The 17,792-nt window shown below is 39.6% G+C and carries 17 protein-coding genes; 10 read left to right on the forward strand and 7 right to left on the reverse strand.

Going from position 1 to position 17,792, the window contains the following annotated elements; translation table 11 throughout:
* Positions 1-65: 65 nt before the first annotated feature.
* The 6 genes from MKL38_RS12990 (at position 66) to MKL38_RS13015 (ending at position 6,403) form a co-directional block, all read left to right on the forward strand.
* Positions 66-1,115 (forward strand): AraC family transcriptional regulator, encoded by a 1,050-nt coding sequence (locus MKL38_RS12990; protein WP_004638919.1) that lies wholly within the window; start codon positions 66-68, stop codon positions 1,113-1,115.
* Between the two features lie 246 nt (positions 1,116-1,361).
* Entirely contained in the window at positions 1,362-2,165 is an 804-nt protein-coding gene (gene trpA / locus MKL38_RS12995; RefSeq protein ID WP_017392444.1) for a tryptophan synthase subunit alpha, read from the forward strand.
* Positions 2,162-3,058, forward strand: a complete 897-nt coding sequence (gene accD, locus MKL38_RS13000; protein ID WP_017392445.1) for an acetyl-CoA carboxylase, carboxyltransferase subunit beta — start codon at positions 2,162-2,164, stop codon at positions 3,056-3,058. Before trpA ends, accD begins: the two co-directional genes overlap by 4 nt.
* Complete coding sequence (gene folC, locus MKL38_RS13005) at positions 3,055-4,341, forward strand: bifunctional tetrahydrofolate synthase/dihydrofolate synthase (protein ID WP_270903452.1); 1,287 nt, start codon at positions 3,055-3,057, stop codon at positions 4,339-4,341. Before accD ends, folC begins: the two co-directional genes overlap by 4 nt.
* Positions 4,332-5,387: an SPOR domain-containing protein gene (locus MKL38_RS13010; RefSeq protein WP_270903453.1), complete on the forward strand. Its 1,056-nt coding sequence runs from the start codon at positions 4,332-4,334 to the stop codon at positions 5,385-5,387. Before folC ends, MKL38_RS13010 begins: the two co-directional genes overlap by 10 nt.
* A gap of 86 nt (positions 5,388-5,473) precedes the next feature.
* A complete protein-coding gene (locus tag MKL38_RS13015) occupies positions 5,474-6,403 on the forward strand; it encodes a DUF6929 family protein (protein WP_270903454.1) in 930 nt (309 codons plus the stop codon).
* Between the two features lie 145 nt (positions 6,404-6,548).
* On the opposite strand, the gene MKL38_RS13020 is transcribed toward MKL38_RS13015, so the two are convergent.
* The 3 genes from MKL38_RS13020 to MKL38_RS13030 all read right to left on the reverse strand — a co-directional run bounded on the left by MKL38_RS13020 (position 6,549) and on the right by MKL38_RS13030 (position 8,910).
* Entirely contained in the window at positions 6,549-7,130 is a 582-nt protein-coding gene (locus MKL38_RS13020; RefSeq protein WP_270903455.1) for a dual specificity protein phosphatase family protein, read from the reverse strand.
* A complete protein-coding gene (locus tag MKL38_RS13025; RefSeq protein WP_270903456.1) occupies positions 7,127-7,939 on the reverse strand; it encodes an MBL fold metallo-hydrolase in 813 nt (270 codons plus the stop codon). Before MKL38_RS13025 ends, MKL38_RS13020 begins: the two co-directional genes overlap by 4 nt.
* A gap of 329 nt (positions 7,940-8,268) precedes the next feature.
* On the reverse strand, positions 8,269-8,910 hold the full coding sequence (locus MKL38_RS13030; RefSeq protein ID WP_270903457.1) for a peroxiredoxin: 642 nt from the start codon (positions 8,908-8,910) through the stop codon (positions 8,269-8,271).
* Between the two features lie 407 nt (positions 8,911-9,317).
* Here MKL38_RS13030 and secA point away from each other — a divergent pair, with 407 nt between their 5' ends.
* Positions 9,318-12,038, forward strand: coding sequence for a preprotein translocase subunit SecA (secA, locus tag MKL38_RS13035; RefSeq protein ID WP_017392451.1), 2,721 nt, complete (start codon positions 9,318-9,320; stop codon positions 12,036-12,038).
* 133 nt (positions 12,039-12,171) lie between these two features.
* Positions 12,172-12,582 (forward strand): hypothetical protein, encoded by a 411-nt coding sequence (locus tag MKL38_RS13040; RefSeq protein WP_004638939.1) that lies wholly within the window; start codon positions 12,172-12,174, stop codon positions 12,580-12,582.
* Positions 12,583-12,647: 65 nt separating this feature from the next.
* Here the strand turns inward: MKL38_RS13040 and MKL38_RS13045 are convergent, their stop codons facing one another.
* Both MKL38_RS13045 and trhA read right to left on the reverse strand, forming a co-directional pair.
* On the reverse strand, positions 12,648-13,958 hold the full coding sequence (locus MKL38_RS13045; RefSeq protein ID WP_270903458.1) for an MFS transporter: 1,311 nt from the start codon (positions 13,956-13,958) through the stop codon (positions 12,648-12,650).
* 133 nt (positions 13,959-14,091) lie between these two features.
* Positions 14,092-14,733: a PAQR family membrane homeostasis protein TrhA gene (gene trhA / locus MKL38_RS13050; protein ID WP_003655229.1), complete on the reverse strand. Its 642-nt coding sequence runs from the start codon at positions 14,731-14,733 to the stop codon at positions 14,092-14,094.
* A gap of 128 nt (positions 14,734-14,861) precedes the next feature.
* On the opposite strand from trhA, the gene MKL38_RS13055 reads away from it, so the two are divergent.
* Both MKL38_RS13055 and MKL38_RS13060 read left to right on the forward strand, forming a co-directional pair.
* The gene (locus MKL38_RS13055) at positions 14,862-16,073 is read left to right on the forward strand and encodes a class I SAM-dependent methyltransferase (RefSeq protein ID WP_270903459.1); all 1,212 of its coding nucleotides are present in this window, start codon (positions 14,862-14,864) and stop codon (positions 16,071-16,073) included.
* Positions 16,074-16,085: 12 nt separating this feature from the next.
* On the forward strand, positions 16,086-16,505 hold the full coding sequence (locus tag MKL38_RS13060) for a GNAT family N-acetyltransferase (protein WP_270903460.1): 420 nt from the start codon (positions 16,086-16,088) through the stop codon (positions 16,503-16,505).
* Positions 16,506-16,534: 29 nt separating this feature from the next.
* Here MKL38_RS13060 and MKL38_RS13065 read toward each other — a convergent pair whose 3' ends face one another.
* Both MKL38_RS13065 and MKL38_RS13070 read right to left on the reverse strand, forming a co-directional pair.
* Entirely contained in the window at positions 16,535-17,395 is an 861-nt protein-coding gene (locus tag MKL38_RS13065; RefSeq protein ID WP_270903461.1) for a patatin-like phospholipase family protein, read from the reverse strand.
* Positions 17,396-17,406: 11 nt separating this feature from the next.
* Positions 17,407-17,664: a hypothetical protein gene (locus MKL38_RS13070; protein WP_004638947.1), complete on the reverse strand. Its 258-nt coding sequence runs from the start codon at positions 17,662-17,664 to the stop codon at positions 17,407-17,409.
* Between the last annotated feature and the right edge of the window lie 128 nt (positions 17,665-17,792).

The following is a 17,792-nucleotide window of genomic DNA, read 5'->3' on the forward strand; positions in this document are numbered from 1 at the left end:
TTTTGACAGTTATTGCCAATTTTTATACAGTTTACGACAAGGTGGCAGTAAAAAAAGGATGCGCCATGCAGGAGTTTACGATTTCAAATGGTTATTTTTACCTTTGGAATACTTACTTAAAAGAAAAGGGGATGGACTGGCAGGCATTAAATCTAACAGATGTTCAAGTTCGCCAAGTTCAAAACATTTTATCTGCATCTATCGATGCTCAATCACCTTTAACTTTTTTTCTTGAGCTTTTAGAGCTGACCGAATCTCGCCTACAAGTTTCCAATTTAGCTTTGGAAATGGCGACTTGTATTACACCTGCCAATTTTGGTGTATTGGGATATATGGCATCCCGAAGTGGTAGCTTTGCAGAGGTTCTTGAATATATCATGAAGTTTCACCGTCTGGTGATTGACGGTGAGCAAGTCGTGCCTATGCAAATCGAGCAAGATGCTTCTAAAATTCGTTTGTATTGGCCGTTGGTTGATGACAGTAATATCATACTTTGTGAATTGACCTTGGCAGCTATGGTACAACTTGCTAAACAAATAGCCCCACTGCATGATTTTCTCTTGCAACAAGTTGAGTTTGTGCACAGCGCACGTGGTCCGTTAGTGCACTATCAGCGTTTCTTTCAATGCAAATTATCATTTGGGAAACCTTACTATGCATTAACTTTTGCAAGTGAGGGACTAAGTATTCGCCCTCAACATGCAGACCCGACCTTAATGCAACTTTTGGTGAAACAGGCAGAAGAGGCGTTAGCTCAGCGTAAAATACAAACAGATTTAGCTCAGCAAATACATTGGATCGTGCATGAATATTTTAAGCAAAGACAGCAAGCGCCAAAAATAGAAGATATTGCCATCGAGTTGAATATTTCAGTACGAAGCTTACAACGCCAGCTACAGTCATTAAACACTTCATTTAAATTAATTTTAGATGCAGAGCGCATGAGACGTTGTGAGATATTACTCAACCAAAATGCAAGCCTCACTTTAATTGCTGAACAGTTGGGATATTCGGACCAGTCAGCACTTGCACGGGCTCATAAAAATTTGACAGGACAAACCTTGCTGACAAGAAAAAGACAATTACAGCTAACCAATAAAAATGCAGTGAAATAGGCATTTTTGGATGGTTTTCTATTCAGATGACGATCTAATAATGGCTCGAAAATAGGAAGCTTTGATCATTGAGAAAAGTTTCAAAATATTGATAAATGTACGCCATGGGTTGTATGAATCATACAATCGAATATCGCCATAACGTTAGACCTGTTCAATGGACAAAAAATAGCGTTAAAATGCGATGTTCTTGTATTTCTACAAACAACTCCTCAATTTTAAATAATTCAAGGAAAGCACAACCCTATGTCACGTCTTGCCACCCGTTTTGAAAAGCTTAAGTCCCAACAACGTAAAGCGCTTGTATCTTATGTTATGGCGGGTGATCCACAACCGCAAGTAACAGTTCCGTTACTGCATAAAATGGTTGCGGCAGGAGTAGATGTCATTGAGCTTGGTTTACCATTTTCAGATCCAATGGCTGATGGTCCGGTAATTGCGCTTGCAGCTGAACGTGCGCTTGCAGCAGGGACTAACACATTAGATGCTCTCAATATGGTAAAGGAGTTCCGTGAACAGGATCAGGATACACCTGTTGTTTTAATGGGTTATTTGAATCCGGTTGAAGTGATTGGTTACGAGAAGTTTATTTCTCATGCGAAACAGTGTGGTGTAGATGGCTTATTGCTGGTGGATTTACCGCCAGAAGAGTCAAAAGAGTTTGGTGCTGTGTTGAAGCAACATGACATGGATCAAATCTTCTTGCTCGCGCCAACTTCTACAGACCAACGCATTCAACATGTGGCAAATCAGGCAAGTGGATTTATCTACTATGTTTCACTTAAAGGTGTAACAGGAGCAGCAACACTAGATACGGCAGAAGCTGCTGCACGTATTCAGAAAATCAAAAATGCCACTGATATTCCAGTTGGTGTTGGTTTTGGTATTAGTGATGCTGCTTCAGCAAAAGCAATGGGTAGTGTTGCTGATGCTGTGATTGTAGGTAGTGCTTTCGTTAAAAATTTTGCAACGTTGGCAGCGGATGACGCTGTTGAACAGACGGTGAATAAAGTCAAGGAGCTTCGAGCAGCGCTCGATGAGTTAGTATGAATCAAGAAGTGAAATCAGGGAAAGTTCTTAGCCCTTCGACACCATGGACAAAACGTCCGGTTCCAGGTATTGAAGTCGCAAATGAGCAACAAATTCTCAAAGCAACATTTACTGAGCCAACGATTGAATGCCCTGAATGTCATGCTCTAGTGACACGTACAGCAATATCTTTCAATGCGTATGTTTGTCCGCAGTGTGATGAACACTTACGAATGAAAGCTCGTGATCGTTTGAATTGGTTCTTCGATAATGTCGTGACTGAATTGGGTCAAGAGTTTAGCGCGAAAGATCCATTAAAGTTTGTCGACACTAAACCATATCCAGACCGTATGCGTGAAGCGCAAAGCAAAACTGGTGAAACAGAAGCTTTAATTGCAATGCAAGGCAATTTAAATGGCGTGGATATGATTGCATGTGCTTTTGAGTTCGACTTTATGGGCGGCTCTATGGGTACTGTAGTGGGTGACCGTTTTGTTCAAGCTGCTGAACTTGCTATTGCAAAACGTCAACCATTAATCTGTTTCGCAGCTTCTGGTGGCGCACGTATGCAAGAAGGCATGTTGTCACTTATGCAAATGGCACGTACTTCAGCGGCGATCCAAAAATTAAAAGATGCAGGTTTACCTTATATTGTGGTGTTAACACATCCGGTATATGGCGGTGTAACAGCTTCTTTAGCAATGTTAGGTGATATTCATATTGCTGAACCGAAAGCGATGATTGGCTTTGCAGGTAAACGTGTAATTGAACAAACTGTACGTGAAACATTGGAAGAGCCATTCCAACGTGCTGAATATTTGCTTGATCATGGCGTAATCGATCAGATTGTTCATCGTCATGCTTTACGTGATACTGTATCTCGACTTGTATCGAAATTGATGAACTTACCTTGAATCAACAAGCTCCACTTTCAATAGACTCTTTAGATACATGGCTCAATTATTGGAGCCATGTTCACGTTACAGGGATAGATCTTGGTCTGGAACGTGTAATTCCTGTGGCAGAAAAGCTGGGCGTAACTCAGCCTACTGCTAAAGTTTTTACAGTAGCCGGAACGAATGGTAAAGGCTCAACTACAACTACACTAGCTGCCATATTAAATGAGCAGGGGTACAAAGTTGGGTTATATCAGTCACCGCATATCTATCGCTTTAATGAACGAGTCAAATTAGGTGGAGTCGAAGTCGATGATCAAAGTCTGATTGATGCTTTTGTTCAAGTCGATCAGGCTCGTCGCGATTGTGATTTAAGCTTATCTTTTTTTGAAGCAACCACTTTGGCTGCTTTTGTCATTTTTAAACAACAACAATGCGATGTATGGGTGCTCGAAGTCGGTTTGGGCGGGCGCTTAGATGTTGTTAATGTAATTGATCCCAATGTTGCGATTATTACTAATATTGGCCTAGATCATACCGATTGGTTAGGCGATACCATTGAAAAAATTGCTTTTGAAAAAGCAGGCATTATTCGTCCACACATTCCGGTTGTCTTTGCTGGCGAACAACTTCTACCTCAAGCAATTCAAGATAAAGCAGAAAGCACACAAGCAATTTTATATACCGTTAATCGTGATTATTTTTATAAACTCGCCGATGATGGGCAAAACTGGTACTTTGCTTCAGAAGGAACCACTTTAAAGCTTCCTTTAGGCCATTTAGCCATCGAAAATATTGCGGGGGCGGTTGCAGCCATTTTAAATAGCGGACTTGAAATTTCTCAGTCTGCTTTAGAAAAAGGTATTCAAGCTGCACGCCTAGCCGGGCGTTTTGAACAGCGTCAAGTGGAAGGGAAAACGGTAATTTTTGATGCCGGACACAATCCACATGGTGTTGAATTTTTGTTAAAGCAATTGCGAAATTTCTTAGAATACAATAAACAGTACACAGAAGTTGTCGCAGTATTTTCAATGCTGGCAGATAAAGATATAAAATCAGTAGTCGAATTATTGAAACCTACTGTTTTACATTGGAAAATTGCTGAGTTGAATGTGCCGCGTGCTGCATCGATTCAGCAACTCAATGATGCCTTGCAAGGTCGGACAGTACAACAATATGGCAATATCAAAGAGGCATTTAAATCAGCGCTTGAGCAAACAAATAACAATCAGCTGATTTTGGCCTGTGGTTCGTTTCATACTTTAGAAGCGATTTGGGAGTATTTGGAAGAATGTCAATGAATAACAAACAACGCTGGATGGGTGGTGTTGTTTTACTGGGTGGTGGTGTTTTATTGGCAGCATTACTTCTAAAAGGAAATGAAGAAATAAAGCAGGTTGAAGTTCAACCATCCACATCACCAAAAACTCAAACTAAGCCAAAGCAAGCAACCGAAGGACAAATGGTACAACTACAACCTCTAGCGGTTGATGTTGCAACAGAAAAGCGTTTGCTAGAAGAACAACGCCGTTCGCGTGAAAAGGCTGTTGCAGAACAGGAAGCACGTGCAGCTGAGTTTTTAGCCATGCAACAACAAGCTGAAGCAGATGCTGCTCGTAAAGCAGCTGCCGAATATGCTGCGATTAATGCGCGTCGTACCGCTGCTCAAGAAAGTTCAGACAATATTCCACCGGAAGTTGTCGGCAGTGATGGTAAAGTAAAAAGTCAACAAACTGATGTGAATAAAAAATCTGTAGATAGTGCAAAAGCAGAAGCAGATAAAAAAGCGGCTGATGCCAAGCGACAAGCAGAAGCTGACAAGAAAGCAGCTGAAGCAAAACGCCAAGCAGAAGCTGATAAGAAAGTAACTGAAGCAAAACGCCAAGCAGAAGCTGATAAGAAAGCAGCTGAAGCGAAACGCCAAGCAGAAGCTGATAAGAAAGCAGCTGAAGCAAAACGTCAGGCAGAAGCTGACAAGAAAGCAGCTGAAGCGAAACACAAAGCAGAAGCAGATAAGAAAGCATCAGATGCTAAACGCAAAGCAGAAGCTGATAAAAAAGCTGATGCTGAAAAAGCGCGTGAACTACTTGAAAATGGTGATAAAAAGTGGATGGTGCAAGTTGCATTGGCTGCTAACCAAGCAAATGCAGATTCAGTTGTTTCTAAATTACGAGCTAAAGGCTACAAGGTAACTACGAGCCAAACCAGCAAGGGAATCCGTATTATGGTTGGACCAGCGAAAGACCGTGATACAGCAGATGCAGCCCGTAAGAAAATTACTTCTGATTCAAGTTTAAATATGAAATCGGCTTGGGTAATTGACTGGGTGCCGCTTGATCAGCGATAACGGCTGATCATCCCCTAAATCAAATCAGGAACACTTCAAAGGCTTTATCTTGTGAGGAGTGTTCCATTCAATAGGGGATCTTAAAGATGAATACAACGATCAAAATATTAGAACGATTTGTTTTTGCACAAGATTCAGGGATTAGCGCGCTGTCTGGAGTTGCTTGTGTGGGGGATGATGTTTATTTTGTTGGTGATAATCTCCCTTATTTATTAAGAATCAATCGAACCCAGAACATGGCCGATGCAACGGTCTTTGAAAAAATTCCGTTATTTGATCCTTCAGAGCAAATACCGCTAAGTGCATTAAGCAAAGAACAGAAGCCTGATTTTGAAGCTTTAACCTCCATAAGTTGGAACGGACAATCACAGCTTTTGGTGATGGGCTCCGGTTCTACAGAAAATCGAAAACGAGCATTACTCTATAACCCTGCCAATGATCAGGTCAGAACTTTCTTGGATGCGGTTGATTATGATTTTTTGCAGCATCAGGTTGAATTAACAGGCGGGGCTGATCTCAATATAGAAGCCATATGTTCAGACCATCGTTATCTCTATATCTTTCAACGTGGTAACATAAATCTCCATCATGGGGTTTTAGTCTTTGATTTAATCAAAATTCAAGCAGGAAAATCCTTAGCAAATGCACTTATACATTCGCTCAAACTGAGCTTAGCTGAGCTTGATGGTTCAGCAAGTGGCATTTCAGATGCTTGTTTTTTAGCGGATAAAAATTTGATTGTTGCTACAGCTGCGGTCGAACAAACACTCAATACCTATGATGACGGTGCTGTCTTGGGAAGTTTTATCTTGGTGTTTTCGCCTGAGGGTAAAGCTTTAGCAGCTCATTTGATTCGAGATGCGAAAGGACAGACGTTGCCAATCAAGGTTGAAGGGATTACTTGGTTTGAGTCGAGATCTGATGGCGAAGTATTTTTATTAGCGACAGACAGTGATGGTGGTGATTCTGAAATTTTGAAGGTATTACTCAGCAACGCCGCTTTGGGAAAATCATAAAATTAAATCATATTTTTGATGGTCATCTATCTTTAAATGTATGTTTTTCGATGTAATTGATAAGAATGAAAACAATAAATAAGTTGGTGATTGAGCCAACTTATTTGCCTAACAATTGTGTTTGTATACAAAAGCAATCCAGTCTTTAACTGCTGGAATTCGACAGTTGTTGTTGAATCCATTTTACATTTTCAGGGGTGAATAAACGGTCAATATTTTTCCAAATAATATGATAACCGTATCCTCCTTCCTTCATTTCTTTAACCGCATCATCAATTGCCCAATTCTCAAAAATAATACGATACATGGCAACACTGGCTCCTGTACGGTCTGAACCATGATAGCAGTGCAATAAAACACGTTGATTATTCTGTTTGGCAATCTTAATTTGTTGCATGACTTCTAATAGATCTTGTCGATCAATTGCCCATGTATTGATAGGAATATGCACAAGATTAAAAATTTCATTTTTAAAAACTAAATCGTCTGCCGCTTTGGCTCTTAGGTTAATAATAGTTCCAATTTGATGGCGTTTTAACTCGGGAACCATCGTTGCATCGGGTTGTTCACTGCGAAAAACATCACCACTAATTTGATAAAAGTTATGACTCTGAGAGACTAATGTCCCCCAGTCTTGTGGTCGATGCTCATGGGCAATACTTTCATGTTGCATACATCCCTGTAAATTTATACAGATGGCAAGTGTGATGAGTGATAATTTTTTCATGTTTGATACCGGTTAAGCTCATAAGGATCATGAGCACAAATTATTTCAATCGTTGGCTCATGTTGAGCTAAATGCTGCAAGCGTTTGAGATTAACAAGACGTTTCTCATTATCTTCTGCAAATGTTTTTTCCAGCAAACTAAGAGATCTTAATTTATTTTTAGGGTTTAACTCTAGGTGTGAGTAATACGCATCTCCACAAAATAATAACCATTGATTTTGTTGCTTTATCGCAATGCCACAATGACCAGCTGAGTGACCCAATAAAGGCACCATTAAAATTTCATCTTGAAAAAGAGGAAAACCTTTTACCTTTTCAAGGTTAAACCATGCTTCACCTTGCTGATATTCAACAAAGTTCCAGTAACGATGGTCTTTATATTGATTAGTTCTATAGCGAAGTTTGCCCTTAAGATTTGGAAGTTGGGCCGCGTTATATTCTGCTGCTAAAACATGAACTGTGGCATGGGGAAAATCTGAAATTCCACCCGCATGATCAAAATCAAGATGAGTGACAAAGATATGCTGAATATCCTTAGGATTAAACCCGAGCTTTTGGATTTGCTGGATGGCACTAAACTCAAGGTTAGTCTCAATTTTGCCTAAACGTTGGACTAATGAACCTAGTCGCTGCTTCATATGTAAATAATCTTGTAGCCCAAAACCTGTATCAATAAGTACAAGGCCGCGATCGGTTTCAACCAACAGGCAATGGCAGACGACTTCAGCCCGGAAGCCTTTTTGTCCAAAGAGTGGGGCACAAACTGGGCACATGCTGCCGCACTTTAAATGATGAATTTTATAGATCATGATTTTTATTTTTTATACCGAATCGCTTCGAGTTATAACTGATCTGGGCAGTAAAAACCATGTGTATTCAATACATAAATAAAAAGCCATCACGTTGGATGACTTTTTAGGGTGTGATATTTACTTAAGATTTTCTAAAAATTTGATACTTATTTCCGATGCTCTGTTATGAACTTTTTAACTGGTTGCATACGTGTTGCTGTCAGTTTTTATTCGAAAACTTTAGAATGTTTGCCTACGCGCTTCGCTTGTCTTGTAGCGAACTTTTCAAATGCTTGCTTACGCACTTCGTTTGTCTTGCACTTCGATTAAAGCCTTTTTTAAAGGCTTTAATCTTGCTCAGGCTGTGGTGTTAAGCGTAAATAAGGTTTAACCGCTGTATAGCCTTTAGGGAAGCGTTGTTTAATTTCTTCTTCATCTTTAAGTGATGGCACAATAACGACATCTTCACCTTGCTGCCAGTTCGCTGGCGTCGCTACTTTATGCTTGTCAGTTAATTGTAATGAGTCAACAACACGTAAGACTTCATTAAAATTTCGGCCTGTTGAAGCAGGGTAGGTAATGATTAAGCGAACTTTTTTATTTGGATCAATAATCACTAATGAACGTACTGTCAGTGTTTCACTGGCATTTGGATGAATGAAACCATATAGCTCAGAGACTTTACGATCTTTATCTGCAATGATTGGAAAATTTACAGTCGTATTTTGTGTTTCATTAATATCGTTGATCCAGCCCTTATGAGACTCTACATCATCTACTGACAAAGCAATCGCTTTAACATTACGCTTCGTAAATTCATCTTTTAATTTTGCTGTGTAACCTAACTCTGTTGTACATACGGGCGTATAGTCGGCTGGATGTGAAAATAAAATTCCCCAACTATCCCCTAGAAAATCATAAAAATTAATTGTGCCTTCACTCGATTCTTGTTGAAAATCGGTGGCAGTGTCTCCTAATCGTAGTGTCATGATCGTTCCTCAATTGCTCATAATTTGTTATTCGATCCAATAAATATGCAGCATTATCTTTATGATTAAAATTATTGTTTTTGTATTTTATTATGAGTTTTTTATATAAGTGTAAATATATATGACTAAAACTCACTATTTTATGTGCTTAATCAATGTAACTTTAAGGTAAATTTGCTAAATTAGATTTCTCGGAAGTTATGCTTAATAGATGAGCGTTAATGTTACGTTTTTAGGGGCAGGGCGCATTACGGGGGACTAGGCGAATGATAAAACCATTCGTCTAACTATCAGATTTTTTTTAGGGGTTTTGTGCAAAACCCTTGTACTTCAAATTTCTGGCACCATAATAAACGACTGAGAAAAAGTTTATTCATTTGACCAAGCAAGATTTAGAGAGTTTATCCATGTTGGCAAGTCTGATCGGAGGTATCTTCGGTACAAAAAATGAGCGCGAACTCAAACGCATGCGCAAAATTGTTGAGCAAATCAATGCGCTCGAGCCGACGATATCAGCTTTAAGCGATGCAGACTTATCTGCAAAAACTCCAGAATTCAAACAACGTTATAATAATGGCGAAAGTTTAGATAAATTACTTCCAGAAGCGTTTGCAGTGTGTCGTGAAGCTGCCAAACGTGTAATGGGCATGCGTCACTATGACGTTCAGCTTATTGGTGGTATTACCTTACATGAAGGTAAGATTGCCGAAATGCGTACCGGTGAAGGTAAAACCCTTATGGGTACTTTGGCGTGTTATTTAAACGCATTAAGTGGCGAAGGCGTTCATGTCATTACTGTGAACGATTATTTGGCACAGCGTGATGCTGAGTTGAACCGCCCATTATTTGAATTTTTGGGTTTATCTATTGGTACGATCTATTCAATGCAAGGCCCGTCAGAAAAAGCGGAAGCTTATCTTGCTGATATTACTTATGGTACCAATAACGAATTCGGTTTTGACTACTTACGTGACAACATGGTGTTTTCTTTAGCAGAAAAGAAACAACGTGGCTTGCACTATGCCATTATCGATGAAGTTGACTCAATCTTGATTGATGAAGCACGTACACCATTAATTATTTCTGGTCAAAGTGAAGACTCTTCACATCTTTATGCTGCAATCAATACGATTCCCCCTAGATTACGTCCGCAAAAAGAAGAAAAAGTCGCAGATGGCGGGCATTTCTGGATTGATGAAAAGCAGCGTTCAGTTGAAATGACCGAAATTGGTTATGAAACTGTTGAGCAAGAACTTATTCAGATGGGCTTGTTGGCTGAAGGTGAAAGCTTATATTCAGCAACGAATCTAAGCCTTGTTCACCATGTGTCTGCCGCTATTCGTGCACATTTCTTATTCCAGCGCGATGTTCACTATATTATTCATGATGGTGAAGTCGTGATTGTTGATGAACATACTGGCCGTACAATGCCGGGCCGTCGTTGGTCAGAAGGTTTGCATCAAGCAGTTGAAGCGAAAGAAGGCTTGGAAATTCAGCCTGAAAACCAGACTTTAGCGACCACAACATTCCAGAACTATTTCCGTTTATATAAAAAGCTTTCAGGTATGACAGGTACTGCTGATACTGAAGCTGCGGAAATGAAAGAAATTTATGGCCTTGATGTTGTGATTATTCCAACTCACCGCCCAATGGTACGTAATGACCAAAACGATTTAATTTATTTAAACCGTAATGGTAAATATGACGCGATTATTCAAGAAATTACGAATATTCGTGAGCAAGGTGTGGCACCGATTCTTATTGGTACAGCAACCATTGAAGCCAGTGAAATTTTGTCTTCTAAGTTAATGCAAGCTGGCATTCACCATGAAGTGTTGAATGCAAAACAACATGAGCGTGAAGCTGACATTATTGCTCAAGCGGGTAGCCCGAATGCAGTAACGATTGCAACGAACATGGCGGGTCGTGGTACTGACATTATCTTGGGTGGTAACTGGAAAGCGAAACTTGCCAAACTTGAAAACCCTACTGCTGAAGATGAAGCACGTCTGAAAGCACAATGGGAACAAGACCATGAAGATGTATTGCAATCAGGTGGTTTGCATATCATTGGTTCTGAACGCCATGAATCACGTCGTATTGATAACCAGTTACGTGGTCGTGCGGGCCGTCAGGGTGACCCTGGGGTTTCTCGTTTCTATTTGTCTCTTGAAGATGACCTTATGCGTATTTTCGCAGGTGACCGCGTAGTCGGAATGATGCGCGCGATGGGTCTACAAGAAAATGAAGCGATTGAACATAAAATGGTGAGTCGTTCAATTGAGAACGCTCAGCGTAAAGTTGAAGCACGTAACTTTGATATTCGTAAAAACTTATTGAAATACGATGATGTGAATAATGAACAACGTAAGATCATTTATTCACAACGTGATGAAGTGTTAGCTGAAAATACTTTAAAAGAATACGTTGAAGAAATGCATCATGAAGTGATGAAAGGCGTGATTGCTAACTTTATTCCACCTGAGTCAATTCATGACCAGTGGGATGTTGAAGGTTTAGAAAATGCTTTACGTATTGATTTGGGTATTGAGCTACCAATTCAGGAATGGTTAGATCAAGATCGCCGTTTGGATGAAGAGGGTTTAGTTGAGCGAATCAGTGATGAAGTGATTGAACGTTATCGTCAACGCCGTGCTCAAATGGGTGATGAATCAGCAGCAATGCTTGAACGTCACTTCGTTTTAAACTCTCTTGATCGCCATTGGAAAGATCACTTAGCTGCAATGGATTACTTGCGTCAAGGTATTCACTTACGTGGCTATGCACAAAAGAATCCTGAACAGGAATACAAGAAAGAAGCTTTCAACCTGTTTGTAAATATGCTCGGTATTATTAAAACTGATGTTGTGACTGATTTGTCTCGTGTACATATCCCAACACCAGAAGAACTTGCAGAAATGGAAGCTCAACAGCAGCAGCAAGCTGAATCGATGAAGCTTTCTTTTGAACATGACGATGTAGATGGTTTAACGGGTGAAGTTACACTTTCTCAAGAAACCATGAACGAGTCTGCCGATCAGCAAACTTTTCCTGTTCCAGAAAGCCGCAATGCGCCATGCCCATGTGGTTCTGGACTAAAATATAAACAATGTCACGGTAAGATTTAATCTGCCTTCACAAAAAAAAGCAGAACAATTGTTCTGCTTTTTTTTACGTTTGTAGTAAGCCTGTGAATAATGTTTGCAGTTTTAAGCATTAAATGCTATTTACTTCTCATCCAGAGTGTATGTTGGAAAGACAATGAAAAAAGTATTACAACCTTTATTTTTAACTGTTCTTGCTGTGCCTAGTTTTGTTTTCGCAGCAGAAGCAGCTTCAGCCCCTCAAACGACAACGGTTGACAAAGTACTTGCAGCAAAAGGCCCAACTTCGGCTCAAGCTGTAGTGAAGCAAGAAAATACAACAGTGATTAGCCCTCGCACAGGTATTCGCTATACGTTGGGTAACACAGCTAATCGCCCAATTATTTTACAAACTACTGCGATTGCTCCGGCAAACTCAGCAAACATTAATCGTATTGTGGCAACTAACCCTGCTTTATCTGTGAAGAGCCAAGAAAAAGCAAAAGTGGCTTTAATTGGTGAAGCAGCTGTAGCAGGAGCAGCCGCTGTTGCAGCAAGCAATGTAGCAGCTCCAGCATCAATAAATTAAGTCATATATTTATAAAAAAGCCGGTCAATGATGAACCGGCTTTTTTTTATAAGAATTTCTAGTTTTTAAATCTGATTATTCACATCATCATTTTTTGTTTCACGAATGAATAAGAAAGCGATGAGTGATAGAAGTGATGCCGCAGTAAGATAATAACCAACTGCATATAAACCATAAGTTTCAGCAAGCTTAGTGGCAATGAGTGGAGCAAAAGATGCACCAAAAATACCTGCCAAGTTAAACGTTAATGCTGAACCCGTATAACGAACTGAAGTTGGGAAAAGTTCAGAAAGAACAGTACCAATCGGACCATAGGTCAAGCCCATAATCGACAAGCCTGTACATAAGAAGAGAAAGACAATTAACGTATTTCCAGACTCTAACATGCTAGAGAAGAACAAGCCGAAAATTGCAGCAGCAATACAAACACCAATCGAAGTGGCTTTACGACCAAATTTTTCTGCAAAAATAGCCGATAAAGGAATGAATGCAGCAAAGCACAGTGTGGCAAAGAGTTGAAGTTCTAAGAACTCACCACGTGAATAGCCGAGTTTAGTGGTTCCCCAGTTTAAGGCAAATACGGTTGTAAGATAGAACACCACAAACGTACAGATTGCTGCAATCGTACCAAGTACAAGTTTACCTGTATGTTTGGTTAAGACTTCTTTAAATGGAATATTGACTTCTTTTTGCTTATCCAAAACTTTTTGGAATGCTGGAGTTTCATGGAGCTTTAAACGGATATATAAGCCAACAATCACTAATACAGCACTTGCAATAAAGGGAATACGCCAGCCCCATTGCATGAATGCCTGCTCAGGAATGGCTGCACCCAATAATAAAAATGAACCTGTTGCCAAAATAAAGCCAATTGGAGCCCCTAGTTGTGGGAACATGCCATACCATGCGCGCTTACCTTCAGGTGCATTCTCTGTTGCAAGTAATACAGCACCACTCCATTCACCACCTAAACCTAAGCCTTGCCCTAGACGACATACAGCTAATAGTAAAGGTGCGGCAAGACCAATTTGTGCATAGGTTGGAAGTAAACCAATACATACTGTTGAAATACCCATGGTGAGCAAAGCTGCAACTAGAGTTGCTTTACGACCAATACGGTCTCCTAAATGGCCGAATAATGCTGCACCGATAGGGCGGGCAATAAAGGCAATGGCGAAGGTTGCTAAAGATTGTAAGACTGCGGCACTGCCACTACTAGCAGGGAAAAACAGGTGAGGAAAGATAAGTACTGCGGCAGTTGCATAGATATAAAAGTCGAAGAACTCAATGGTTGTACCGACTAAACTTGCAAACAAAACCCGCGTTTTTGAATTAGTGGCTACTGCTGGAGCAGCAGTCGCAGAAGTTGACTCCATATAAGACCTTATATCAGTTAAAATTTATTTTTAATTTACTATTCTTTTTAAAGACATATTTTTCTCAAAGAATAGCGTGAAAGAACATCATCCATGACTCTTTCAGGATCACTGAATAAGAGTGAAAAATGAACTAAACAATGTACCAATAGATCGCAAGAAAGTGTGCTCCTGCACCTAAAAGCACAAAAATGTGCCAGATCGCATGGGTATATCTTACCTTTTTTAACGCGTAAAACAATGCTCCAACCGTATAAGCTAACCCGCCAATAATCAAGAAAATCAATGCGTCTTTACTCAAATAAGTACGCATATCATCCATTACAAAAACAGCAAGCCATCCCATTACAATATAGGCAAGTAAAGAAATTTTTTGAAAACGATGAATAAAAACTAACTTGAAAAGTGTACCAATTGCAGCAATGCTCCATAGAGCAATCAGCAGAATATGGGCTTTTTGTGTAGGAATCGCGATGCTTAAGAAAGGGGTATATGTCCCAGCAATTAAATAATAAATAGCAGTGTGGTCTAGTTTCTTATACCAGTAACGTAGATTTTGTGTTTGAGCAAAGTGATAGAGTGTTGAACTCGTGAAAACTAAAATTAGACTAAATGAGTATACCCATAAACCCACCCACTGAGCAGTTGGAAGATAAGATCCCTTCATAATTAAAAAGATAGAAGCAATAACTGCCATAACGACACCAGCTCCATGGCTGTAGGCGTTAAGTAGTTCTTCTTTTGGATCGTAAGTTTCCAGCACAGATTTACTCATGAGTTTAATTTTTTTGATTAAAAATACAAATGTATAGAAATACAAAACAGTCGTAAAGTTATTTTATTTTTAATCCTAGACCCTTTAAACTTCTATTTTATATGAGTCTTCATTTTTTAGGTATATCCGTGTCGGTTTTCTCCTTTGAGCAAGAACAGCAATTCTTTTATGAAATCAAACAAATGCTTGATGAGCAGACTTTTGAGCGTTTGATTTTGAGCCAATATAAAGGAGAGTTGGAACAACTGGAAAAAATCACTTTCCGTATTGTAGAGTTACATGGACAAAAGCAGCTTTCGGCTTTATATCACTATACAACCCAAGATGTGACCAAAAATTATTCATTTGAAGAGGGCTTAGAACAGATTACAGCGCTTTTAGTGCGGTGTAAGCAAGCGAACTTATTTTCAACTACTCAAGAAATCCAACTTAAAAAAAATAAGAAAAAAGCCTTATTAAATATGGGTAAAAAGCAGGCTGTAAATGCGACACAAATGGTGCAGGCGCATGATCGTGAAAAGCAACGCTATGTACAGCAAGGCAATGCATTTCTAAAAGAGCTTGGTATTACCGATGAAAAAGGCCAAATCATTCCAAGCATGGCCCGTAAATGGAAACAGATAAATAAATTTATTGAAATTTTTGCGAGTGCCTATGAACAGATTGACGCATCTCAGCAAGAGTTACGGATTGTCGATTTCGGTTCAGGTAAAGGCTATTTAACTTTTGCTTTATATGATTATTTGCAAGAACAACAAAAAACACCTCTCATTACCGGTGTTGAATTACGCCCAAACCTAGTTGAATTTTGCCAAAAAGTTGCAGATAAAGTTGATTTCAATCATTTAGACTTTTTTGAAGGCGATGTACGTAGTTATCAACCGGAGAAGTTGGACGTTATGATTGCCTTGCATGCTTGTGACATTGCTACCGATTTTGCGATTCATACTGGCATTCGTTTAAATGCATCAATGATTATGTGTGCCCCATGTTGCCACAAAGAGTTGCGCCCACAATTACATAGTCCCGAAGTTTTACAGCCAATGCTGCAATTTGGGATTCATGCTGGTCAGCAAGCTGAAATGTTAACGGATACATTACGTGCATTACTTTTAAAAGCTTATGGCTATGAAACCAAAGTCTTTGAGTTTGTATCGCTTGAACATACCAGTAAAAACAAAATGATTCTGGCAACGAAGCGTAAGGATGTTACTCAGCCTGATGCCAAGATCATGGCTCAAATTCAAGCCTTGAAAGACATGTATGGTATTAAAAAACAAACTCTAGAATTGTTATTACAAGACCAGTTGCCTATCGAGAATATTGGTTGTAAGTGTTAAGCAGGTTATCCCATGTATAAAATTATAGCGGGTGGGTGGGAGCAGCTTGAGAAAGATACCAAGCTCATTCGTGAGCAGGTTTTTATTCAAGAGCAGGGAATTGCACCTGAAGATGAATGGGATGATTTGGATGCCACAGTTTTGCATTTTATTGTGTATGATCGTGAGCAACCAATTGCTACAGCACGCTTGTTGCCACAGCATAGTGTAGGGCGGGTAGCTGTTTTAATGCCTTATCGAAAGCAGGGTATAGGTAAAATTTTAATGCAGCATATTATTGAATATGCGCGCCAGCAGAACTTACCTTATCTAAAGCTTTCAGCTCAAACTTATGTGACCGCGTTTTATGAAGCATTGGGCTTTGTGGTTCAAGGCGAAGAGTATCTAGATTGTGGTATCCCACATATTGATATGACTTTAGAGTTAAATTGAGACTTCTTTTTAGAAATCTCAATTTGGATTTACTTCATTGAATTCCAGCTTTCAATTGCCTGCAGCCCTGTTTCTAAACCAACTTCATAGCTATAACGAAGCTTTTTCGGATTAGTACTTAAACGACCTGCCATATTCTTAAGGGGTGGCGGGCAAACTTCTAAAATTTGCTGGTCTGAGTTAGAACCACGGACAAAATCGACCGAAGCATTATAGCGAGCACAACGGCTACGTAAGCTGTTTGCAAAACCATAATGATGTTTAAACGCATATTTCGCGAGGAATTGATCGCCTTTACTACTGGCTTTAAAGTAATTTTTCGGACGAGTGCGTAAAACTAACAGTTTTTTGACATCACTTTGCTGAGCCGTCCAACGAACAGGTAAGGCATCTGCAACGCCACCATCAAAGTATGGTTCACCCATAATATCGACGGGATGACGCGTTAAAACTGGAATTGAGCTAGACGCACGAAGTGCATTTAGCAAATTGTCTTTACCCGCACGAAGATATTCTGCATGACCTGTTTTGGCATGCGTCAACACCATATAAAAATCAGGATTTTTGGCAAACAGACTTTGCTGATCAAGTGGATGTTCTTTTTCACCAACTTCCCACATCCATTCTAAATCAAGTAAATCGCCGCCTTTAAAAAAGCGTTTGTAATCGATAAATTCAGGACGGAGTGAGTGATCAATATAAAACGTTAACGTGCGGCCTTGTTGACCAGCTAAGTAATTTGCAACGTTGGTTGAACCAGATGATACGCCAACATATAAATCGAAAGGGTTGAACTGCTGCTGTAAAAAAGCATCAAGTACGCCACTGGTAAAGGCACCACGCATGCCTCCACCCTCTACAACGAGTGCATTACGGGAAAAATCTGTCATTTGATATCTAATTACTGAGTTGAGTTCTGATGTTCTTTCATATCCATTTCAGACATGTTGTCACTATGTTGAGCGTGTTGCTCTGTGGAATTTTCAGCTTTTTGCTGCATTTGCTCTTGTTGTGCTTTGCGCTGAGCCCCTGGCATATAGTCAGGTTCATTACTCATCGCTAAATAGAAAAAGCCAAGGAAAATCGCACTCAAAACACCAACGATCAGAACAAATTTCCAACCTAAAATTGCTGACTCGGAAGAATTTTTATCGGACATAAGGATTTCTCGAATGTGCTTTAGAAGCACAAAAATGAAGTCTATTTATAGCATATTTAGGCAGGAGGCTGAAATCTTAAAGGTCATAAAGAAAAACCCATATAAATAAAATATATTTATATGGGCAA

This window comes from Acinetobacter sp. AOR14_HL, from assembly GCF_027855175.1.
In the GTDB taxonomy this organism is placed as follows: domain Bacteria; phylum Pseudomonadota; class Gammaproteobacteria; order Pseudomonadales; family Moraxellaceae; genus Acinetobacter; species Acinetobacter calcoaceticus.

Bases quoted from the DNA above. Each gene is read 5' to 3' on its own strand.
- MKL38_RS12990 (WP_004638919.1), top strand. From the start codon at position 66: ATGCAGGAGTTTACGATTTCAAATGGTTATTTTTACCTTTGGAATACT.
- trpA (WP_017392444.1), top strand. From the start codon at position 1,362: ATGTCACGTCTTGCCACCCGTTTTGAAAAGCTTAAGTCCCAACAACGT.
- accD (WP_017392445.1), top strand. From the start codon at position 2,162: ATGAATCAAGAAGTGAAATCAGGGAAAGTTCTTAGCCCTTCGACACCA.
- MKL38_RS13010 (WP_270903453.1), top strand. From the start codon at position 4,332: ATGTCAATGAATAACAAACAACGCTGGATGGGTGGTGTTGTTTTACTG.
- MKL38_RS13015 (WP_270903454.1), top strand. From the start codon at position 5,474: ATGAATACAACGATCAAAATATTAGAACGATTTGTTTTTGCACAAGAT.
- MKL38_RS13020 (WP_270903455.1), bottom strand. From the start codon at position 7,130: ATGAAAAAATTATCACTCATCACACTTGCCATCTGTATAAATTTACAG.
- MKL38_RS13025 (WP_270903456.1), bottom strand. From the start codon at position 7,939: ATGATCTATAAAATTCATCATTTAAAGTGCGGCAGCATGTGCCCAGTT.
- MKL38_RS13030 (WP_270903457.1), bottom strand. From the start codon at position 8,910: ATGACACTACGATTAGGAGACACTGCCACCGATTTTCAACAAGAATCG.
- secA (WP_017392451.1), top strand. From the start codon at position 9,318: ATGTTGGCAAGTCTGATCGGAGGTATCTTCGGTACAAAAAATGAGCGC.
- MKL38_RS13040 (WP_004638939.1), top strand. From the start codon at position 12,172: ATGAAAAAAGTATTACAACCTTTATTTTTAACTGTTCTTGCTGTGCCT.
- MKL38_RS13045 (WP_270903458.1), bottom strand. From the start codon at position 13,958: ATGGAGTCAACTTCTGCGACTGCTGCTCCAGCAGTAGCCACTAATTCA.
- trhA (WP_003655229.1), bottom strand. From the start codon at position 14,733: ATGAGTAAATCTGTGCTGGAAACTTACGATCCAAAAGAAGAACTACTT.
- MKL38_RS13060 (WP_270903460.1), top strand. From the start codon at position 16,086: ATGTATAAAATTATAGCGGGTGGGTGGGAGCAGCTTGAGAAAGATACC.
- MKL38_RS13065 (WP_270903461.1), bottom strand. From the start codon at position 17,395: ATGACAGATTTTTCCCGTAATGCACTCGTTGTAGAGGGTGGAGGCATG.
- MKL38_RS13070 (WP_004638947.1), bottom strand. From the start codon at position 17,664: ATGTCCGATAAAAATTCTTCCGAGTCAGCAATTTTAGGTTGGAAATTT.